At 62.2% G+C, this 6544-nt stretch carries 5 protein-coding genes and 3 pseudogenes; 3 read left to right on the top strand and 5 right to left on the bottom strand.

The window, feature by feature from the left end:
- Nucleotides 1-133 (bottom strand): annotated as a pseudogene (locus ACK5IR_RS13505) (TrbI/VirB10 family protein); the annotation flags it as partial.
- Between the two features lie 60 nt (nt 134-193).
- Between ACK5IR_RS13505 and ACK5IR_RS13500 the strand changes: the two are divergent.
- From ACK5IR_RS13500 to ACK5IR_RS13490, 3 genes and pseudogenes are all read left to right on the top strand, one after another.
- Nucleotides 194-879: pseudogene (locus ACK5IR_RS13500) on the top strand (IS5 family transposase); the annotation flags it as partial.
- A complete protein-coding gene (locus ACK5IR_RS13495; RefSeq protein WP_416929694.1) occupies nt 776-1375 on the top strand; it encodes a TIM barrel protein in 600 nt (199 codons plus the stop codon). The pseudogene ACK5IR_RS13500 and the gene ACK5IR_RS13495, both read left to right, overlap by 104 nt.
- A 21-nt stretch (nt 1376-1396) precedes the next feature.
- A pseudogene (locus tag ACK5IR_RS13490) lies at nt 1397-1693 on the top strand (ATP-binding cassette domain-containing protein); the annotation flags it as partial.
- A 180-nt stretch (nt 1694-1873) separates the two neighbouring features.
- On the opposite strand, the gene ACK5IR_RS13485 reads toward ACK5IR_RS13490, so the two are convergent.
- From ACK5IR_RS13485 to ACK5IR_RS13470, 4 genes are all read right to left on the bottom strand, one after another.
- Nucleotides 1874-3028, bottom strand: coding sequence for a mandelate racemase/muconate lactonizing enzyme family protein (locus ACK5IR_RS13485; protein ID WP_416929693.1), 1155 nt, complete (start codon nt 3026-3028; stop codon nt 1874-1876).
- 4 nt (nt 3029-3032) lie between these two features.
- Nucleotides 3033-4241 carry a D-mannonate dehydratase ManD gene (manD, locus tag ACK5IR_RS13480; RefSeq protein WP_416929692.1) on the bottom strand — a complete coding sequence of 403 codons (1209 nt, stop codon included), beginning with the start codon at nt 4239-4241 and terminating at the stop codon, nt 3033-3035.
- Nucleotides 4242-5906, bottom strand: coding sequence for an ABC transporter ATP-binding protein (locus ACK5IR_RS13475; RefSeq protein ID WP_416929691.1), 1665 nt, complete (start codon nt 5904-5906; stop codon nt 4242-4244).
- A 3-nt stretch (nt 5907-5909) separates the two neighbouring features.
- The coding region (locus ACK5IR_RS13470) for an ABC transporter permease (RefSeq protein ID WP_416929690.1) at nt 5910-6544 on the bottom strand (635 nt) is incomplete at its 5' end.

The raw sequence follows: 6544 nt of genomic DNA, 5'->3' as shown, positions 1-6544 counted from the left end.
AGCCCGGCAGGCGTTCAAGGACGATGGAGCGACCACCGGGCAGAATCAGACGGTTCCAGACCAGCAACACGCGGCGCTGCCCGAACCCAACCCCATCGTCATACTGGCCGATGATGCGGGTCCCCTGCGGGGCTCTGTTGCACAAATGCTGTGAGGGATTCATCTTGTGAATCCAGCATGGTAGCTGGGCTGCATGAGCAGACCTACACCCACGACCTACAGGACCAGAAACTGGCCAGCCTACAATGAAGCGCTCAAGCGCCGGGGCTCGCTGACGATCTGGTTCGATCCCGCGATGAACTGGGATGCCGCGCCGACAGGCCGGCGTGGCCGCCAGCAGACCTGCAGCGACGCCGCCATCCAGTCGTGCCTGACGATGAAGGTGCTGTTCGGCATGGCGCTCCGGCAGACGACCGGGTTCATCGAGAGCCTGCTGCGGCTGGTTGGCCTCGACTGAAGTGTGCCTGACTTCAGCACCCTTTCCCGTCGCCAGAAGGCGCTGGTGGTGAACATCCCGTATCGCGGCTCAGGGGCCCGCTGCACCTGCTCATCGACAGCACCGGGATCAAGGTCGAAGGCGAAGGCGATTGGCATGCCCGCAAGCATGGCGGTCCCAAACGGCGGGTCTGGCGCAAGATCCACCTCGGGATCGACGAGGAAACGCTGGAGATCCGGGCTGTCGAGATCACCGGGAGTCACATCGGCGATGCACCCGTCCTGCCCGATCTGCTCAGCCAGATCCCGGAGGACCAGGAGATCGGCAGCGTCACGACGGATGGCGCCTACGACACGCGCAAATGCCACGATGCCATCGCTGATCGCGGTGCCCATCCTGAATGGTCTTTCCGATTCGATCGCCACGGCGCAAAGACTTGGCGCGCCGCTGCTCATCGCCCAGGCCGGTCCGGAGTTGCCCGGTGTGCCACGGGCCGATCAGCGGGCGGCGCTTGTCGCCTGTCTGCGCAAGGCGGCCGAACGGCTCGAGGGCAGCGGTGTCCGGCTGGGAGTGGAGCCGCTCAACACCCGGATCGACCATCCCGGCTATCTGCTCCCCTCCACCGCCGAGACGCTGGACATCGTGGAAGAGGTCGGACAGCCCGAGATCGGTATCGTTTACGATCTCTATCATTCCGCCGTCATGGGCGAGTCCACCGAGACCGTTCTGGCCGGTCAAGTGAGCAGGGTTTTTCATGCCCATGTTGCCGATCATCCGGGCCGCAACGACCCCGGGCTCGGTGAAATCGACCTCGCCGCGCGGCTGCGCTGGCTGTTCGGGCACGGATATCGTGGGCTGGTCGGCCTGGAATATCAGCCCGCGCATGGCACCATCGCCGGTCTGCCCGGCGTCTTCGCCAGCCTGAACGGGCAAGGCTGATCCGACAGGAGGAGGGGAGCAATGGCCGAACTCATTGCAAGGGCGCTGACGAAATCCTACGGGAGTCATGCCGTCCTGCATGGCATCGACCTGTCGATAGAGGCCGGTGAATTCGTGGTCTTCGTCGGCCCCTCTGGGTGCGGCAAGTCTACCCTCCTGCGTTGCATCGCCGGGCTGGAAGACATCACGTCCGGCAGCCTCGAGATCGAAGGGCAGGACGTGACCGATACCAAGGCATCGAAGCGCGGCATCGCCATGGTATTCCAGTCCTACGCGCTTTATCCGCACCTGACAGTGGCGGAAAACATCGCCTACACGGGCGGAAACCTCGACCCTTTGATGAGGCGTTAACCCGCGATTCCCCTGACCTTCTTCGCCCTCCCGCGTCGAAGGTTACAATCACAACCACAAACATCGGGTGCGGGACGAACTGCCCTGGCGTCGTCTGGTTCAGAAATCATGCGATGTTCGGATATCCTGATAACGGCGCTTTATCCGTCACCAGTTGGTATACGACCCGTCGCGACGGCGCAGATGGGGAGCTTCCCAGAATTCGAACTCCCGGTGCGTCAGCGCGACCTCGTCCACCTCGATTCCAAGCCCCGGGCCATCCGGCACCGGAATCATCGCCCCCTCTAGCCGGCACTGGATGGGAAACAGTGCGCTGTCATCGAAGCCAAGATGAGTCTCAGCCGGGCTGGCACGCGTTTCAAGCCACGAGAAATTCGGGACGGCGGCGGCAAAATGAACGGTGGCGGCGGTGCAGACAGGACCGAGCGGATTGTGGGGCATCATGTCGACGTAGTGCGCCTCGGACCATCCCGCGACCTTCATCGCCTCGGTGAGTCCGCCGACATTGCAGATGTCAATGCGGTTGAACTGGTGGATGTCGCGTTCGATGAAAGGCAGGAATTGCCATTTGGAGGCGAATTCCTCGCCGATGGCGAAGGGAACGTCGGTCATCCGTCGCAGGGCCTCATAGGCGCCCGGGCTCTCGTCGCGGATCGGTTCCTCGATGAAGTCGAGCGTTCCCGATGGCATTCGCTGACAGAAGCTCGCGGCTTCGGCCACCGTCAACCGGTGATGGTAGTCGATGCCCAAAACCACGGCAGACCCCAGCGCCTCGCGGGCCTTCACGCACCATTCCGCACTTTCCGCGATGTGCTCGCGTGGCTCATACGTTTCCTTGTTCTCATGCCCGGAAGGCGAAAGCCTGATCGCATTCCAGCCGTGCTCGACAAGCAATCGCGCCTGATCCAACATCGCGGGTCCGGGGGGCGCGAAGGTTGTGGCAAATGTGGCGATGCGATCACGGTGGCGGCCGCCGAGCAGATCGCAAACAGGCACCCCCAGGGCCTTGCCCTTGATGTCATGGAACGCGATATCCAGTGCCGAGATTGCCGCAGTGAGAACGCGCCCGCCCTCGAAATACTGGCTGCGATACATCTCCTGCCAGAGCGCACCGATGGCGAACGGATCGCGGCCTTCAAGGAATTTCGCGTAGTGCTCCAGCGCCCCGGCCACCGCCATCTCGCGGCCCGACAGGCCGCTTTCGCCCCAGCCGTGGATTCCCTCGTCGGTTTCGACCTTTACGATCAACTGGTTGCGGATACCAACTTTTACCGGGAACGAGCGGATTTTGGTGATTTTCATTGTATTACCAGTGCCAGAGCGTGCCGTCTTCCAGCCGGTTCACCGGCAGATAGGCGGGTTGATACGGGTATTCGTCGGCGTGGCTTTCATCGAAATCGACGCCGTGACCATGAGCCTCCCCGGGGTGCAGATAGCCCCCGGAGAAACTCCAGGCATGCGGGAAGAGCGACAGCATTTCTTCGGTGTAGCCCGAGTATTCCTGTATGCCGAAGTTCGGCACCCACAGGTCCAGGTGCAGGTTCGCGCCCAGACAGATCGGCGACATGTCCGCAGCGCCATGACAGGCAGTCCGGACGTGGTGGAGCCCGGCGAAATCCATAATCCGGCGCAGGGCCGTCGGCCCGCCGGCATGCACGCAGGTCGTGCGGATAAAGTCGATCAGTTGCTCCTCGATCAGCAGCTTGGCATCCCAGACGGTGTTGAACACCTCCCCGACGGCCAGCGGGGTTGTGGTGTGCTGCCGGACAACCCGGAATCCTTCCTGGTTCTCAGCCGGCACGGCATCTTCGAGCCAGAAAAGACGAAACGGTTCAAGATCCTTGCCGAGTCGCGCCGCCTCGATGGGGGACAGCCGGTGATGGACGTCGTGCAGCAGATGGACCTCCTCCCCATGGGCAGCACGCAATGCCTCGAACAGCCTGGGAATGCGTGGCAGGTATTTCGAGGTCGACCACATCTCTTCACGAGGCGTGGCATTGTCTGACGCCGTGTTGGTCAGCCCGCTGACACCGGTGCCATAGATGTCCGGCAGGCCCGGAATGCCCACCTGTGCCCGGATTGCCAGGTATCCCTCGTCGATCCTCGCCCCCACGGCAACCACCGCCTCGGAAATCCCCGTCCCCTGAGCATGGGTGTAGCACAGGACCCGATCGCGGCTCGCCCCCCCCAGTAGCTGATAAAGCGGCATGCCCGCGGCCTTTGCCCGGATGTCCCACAGCGCAGTGTCGATTCCGGCGATAGACGCCATCGTGACAGGTCCCCTGCGCCAGTAGGCCCCGCGGTACAGGTAGTGCCAGATGTCTTCCGAGCACAGCGCATCCCGCCCGATCAGGCAGGGCGCGACATGGTCTTTCAGATAGGAAGCGACGGCCAGTTCACGCCCGTTCAGCGTGGCATCGCCAACACCCGTCAGACCCTCGTCGGTATAGATCTTGACAGTGACGAAGTTGCGACCCGGACAGGTCACGAAAATGCGGATATCGGTGATTTTCAACTATGCCTCCTCGGGTACGTAGCGCACCCTGTTCTGGATGCGCCGCGCGCGCGGATCGGGGTGCGGAATGGCCGACAGGAGCGCCAGGGTATAGGGATGCTGCGGCGCGTTGATGATCTGATCGGTCGGGCCGGTTTCAACCACCCTGCCCCGGTACATGACGGCGACCCTGTCGCAGATATAGCGGATCACCGACATGTCGTGGCTGATGAAGACAAAAGACAGCCCGAGATCTTCCTGAAGCTGCACCAGCAGATCCAGCATCTGGCTGCGCAGGGACACATCGAGCGCCGAGGTCGCCTCGTCGGCAACAATCAGTCTCGGTTTCACCGCAATGGCACGGGCAATGCCGATCCGCTGCCGCTGCCCGCCCGAGAGCGCATGCGGAAAGCGCTCGCGCCACTCGGGCGGCAGGCCAACCTGCCGCATGAGTTCGACTACCTTCTCGTCGATCTGCGCCGCTGTGCCGAATTTCGCAAGCCGCAGTGGCTCGGCCACGATCTGGCCGATTGTCTTTCGCGGGTTGAGCGAGCCCACCGGATCCTGGAAAATCATCCGGATATCGCGCCGGATCGATTTCAACTCGGAAGCGGACGCCTTTGCCACGTCCACCACCGACCCGTCCTCGCGCCGGAAAGCGATGGTCCCGGCATCGGGTTCATAAATGCGCAGCAGGCAGCGCCCCATTGTGGTCTTGCCCGATCCGCTTTCGCCAACGATACCCAGCGTCTCACCGTCGTTGAGCACCAGGCTGACATCCAAAACGGCCGCCTTTGTGCCGAAGCGCATCGTCAGACCGTCCACCTGCAGAAGCGGCAACGGCGTGGCTGGAACGCGATTCTCCAACGCCTCGGCCCGGGACTCCAGCTTATTGACCGAACCGATCAGCATTTTTGTATATTCGTTGTGGGGATCGTGAAAAATCTGCTCTACCGGCCCGCATTCCATAACCTTGCCGCGATACATTACCAGAACGTCATCGGCGATTTCGGCGACCACCCCCATGTCGTGTGTGATGAACATCACCGCCATGCCGTGGCTCTTCTGAAGACGGCCGATCAGGTCGAGGATTTCCGCCTGCGTGGTAACGTCCAGCGCCGTCGTCGGCTCGTCCGCGATCAGGATTCGCGGATTGCATGCCAGCGCCATGGCAATCATCGCGCGTTGCCGCATACCGCCTGAATATTCGAAGACATAGCGATCGATTGCCGTCTCCGGGTCCGGGATTTCAACCTGCCGCAGCAGTTCGATCACCCGCTCTCGGCGTTCGATCTTCGGGGTTCCGAAATGAACCTTCAGCGCCTCCCCGATCTGCAAGCCGATGGTATGCACCGGCGAGAGAGAAGACATCGGCTCCTGAAAGATCATGGCAATGTCCTTGCCGCGAACGCTGCGGATTTCACGGCCGCGCGGCGGAAGTCCGGCAAGATCGATTTCCTGTCCGTTCCGCGTGAGCAGGATACGCCCGCCAGTGATCTTTCCGGGCTTGTCCACGATCTGAAGGATCGATCGCGCCGTAACCGACTTGCCCGAGCCGCTCTCACCGACAACACAGAGCGTCTTGCCCGGTGCGAGATCGAAAGACACGTCATCGACTGCCGTGAAATCCCCCGTCCGCGTCGGGAAGACAGTGGTCAGGTTCCGGACCCTGAGGATTGGTTCCATGACTCAGACCTTTCCGTAGGGATCTGCGGCGTCGCGCAAGCCGTCGCCAAGGAAGTTGAGGGCGAGCACCGCGATCACGATTGCGCATGCCGGCGTGAACAGGAGCCACGGCGCCTGGCTCACAGCGCGGATATTCTGGGCCTCCTGAAGCAGTACACCCCAGGAAATAACAGGCGGCTGAAGGCCGATACCAAGGAATGACAGCGCCGTTTCCGACAGGATCATCACCGGAACCGAGAGCGTCACGACAGCGATGATGTGCGACAGGAAGGAGGGAACGAGATGATCGAGGATGATACCGATCTCGCTCATCCCATCGAGCCGCGCGGCGATGACAAAATCCTCGTTCCGCAGCGCCAGGAACTTGCCACGGACCTCGCGGGCCAGCCCGGTCCAGCCGATCAGCGACACGATGATCGTGATCATGAAATAGACCCGGATCGGTGGCCATGACAGCGGGATGGCCGCCGCAAGGCCCATCCACAGCGGGATTGTCGGGATCGAACGCAGGAACTCGATCACGCGCTGAATCGCGGTATCGACCGCGCCGCCGAAGAAGCCGGAGATGCCGCCTCTCAGCACCCCGAGAACGAGACTCAGGAACACCCCGACGAGGCCGATCGACAAGGAAACACGGG

This window comes from Tropicimonas sp. (assembly GCF_047971885.1).
In the GTDB taxonomy this organism is placed as follows: domain Bacteria; phylum Pseudomonadota; class Alphaproteobacteria; order Rhodobacterales; family Rhodobacteraceae; genus Tropicimonas.
This window is presented reverse-complemented; position numbering and strand designations above follow the sequence as displayed.

Excerpts from the sequence above, each read along its gene's own strand:
- ACK5IR_RS13485 (WP_416929693.1), bottom strand. The coding sequence starts at position 3,028 with ATGAAAATCACCAAAATCCGCTCGTTCCCGGTAAAAGTTGGTATCCGC.
- ACK5IR_RS13495 (WP_416929694.1), top strand. The coding sequence starts at position 776 with ATGGCGCCTACGACACGCGCAAATGCCACGATGCCATCGCTGATCGCG.
- ACK5IR_RS13475 (WP_416929691.1), bottom strand. The coding sequence starts at position 5,906 with ATGGAACCAATCCTCAGGGTCCGGAACCTGACCACTGTCTTCCCGACG.